Origin of the sequence: Frankia sp. KB5, from assembly GCF_002099325.1 — a bacterium.
Taxonomy (GTDB): Bacteria; Actinomycetota; Actinomycetes; order Frankiales; family Frankiaceae; genus Frankia; species Frankia casuarinae.
The window spans coordinates 1-1,244 of the sequence record NZ_MRUJ01000405.1; the positions used below are offsets into that span (position 1 = coordinate 1).

General features: G+C 73.2%; 2 pseudogenes. Both read left to right on the plus strand.

The annotated features are described in order from the left end of the window. A pseudogene (locus tag KBI5_RS26760) lies at positions 1-541 on the plus strand (hypothetical protein); the annotation flags it as partial. 85 nt (positions 542-626) lie between these two features. Beyond that, positions 627-1,244: pseudogene (locus KBI5_RS24835) on the plus strand (hypothetical protein); the annotation flags it as partial.

Here is a 1,244-nt window from a genome sequence, read left to right on the forward strand (position 1 = left end):
GTCCCGCGGCCGATATGTGCTCTACCTCGACGACGATGTGCTCTGCGAGCCGGCCCTCGTGGACCGGCTGCTCGCCGCCATCCGCATCCTGCGCTGCGGCTTCGTCGGCACCCCACCGCAGGGGCTGAGCCACGTCACGGACGTGCGGCCGCACGAGCAGAAACCCTTCGAGACCGTTACCGACGCCGCGGACGTCCGGCCGGAGCGGGTGCGCAAGGGCACTCCCGGCTGGGAACGCTGGCGGTTGCACAACGCGGCGAACCTCACCCACATCACCGCCGACCTCGCCCGTCGCGGCCGGCTGCCGGCGGGCGGCTGCCACGACCGCACTGAGGCTCCGCCGGTGCAAAAGTCACGGCTAGTGACCTGCGCCGGGTCGACCGGTGCCGCCGTGGGACGCCGTGGGCCGTGGCCCGCAGGCCGCGGGAGACCACGTTGTGCTGGGTGTTTCCGCTTCCGGCGGGCGGCCGCCCCGGCTAGCGTCCAGCGAGTGTGCAGTCGGACCGGCAGACGGGGCATGATCATGGAAGACGGGGCGTGACCATGGACGATGACCCGTTTCTCGACTGCCCACGGACGGATCATGGTCATGGGAGGCGGGCGACATCCCGAAGCGCAGGTGCGGCATGGGCGACGAGTCCGATCGACGGCGGTTCCTCCGGCTGGCGGCGGGGGCATCCCTGCCACCCGGGCTGTTCATGGTCCGGAGCGGGCGAGTGATCCCGAGAGTGATCGCGTCCGAGGACGTCCTGAACCACATCGACGTCCGCATCGAGCAGATCACCGGGGCGTACGAGCGGACTCCGATCGGCGCGACGAGCGTGTACCTACGCCGGCATCTGCCGGCCGTCCGCTCCCTGCTCGCCGAGGGCGGGCACCCGACCGCCGTCGACGCCCGCCTGCACCGCGCCGCCGGCCGCCTGGCCGCCCTGTGGGCCACCACCCGCCACGACCTCGGTGACATCCCCGGGGCGACGGCCGCGTTCGCCGAGGCGTTCGGCCACGCCGAGGAGGCGCGGGACCGGACACTTCAGTGCTGGGTTCGGCTGTGGCAGAGCTCCCTGGCCCGCAAGTCCGGCCGCCTGACCTCCGCCCTCGCGCTGGCCCGCGCCGCCACGTCCCACGTCGGTGCGGGCTCGCCGGCCGCCAGCCGCGCCGCGGCGATAGAGGCCCGTACCCTGGGCGCGCTCGGTGAACGGGCGGGCGTGCACGAAGCGATCAATCGTGCCTGGCGCATCCAGGGG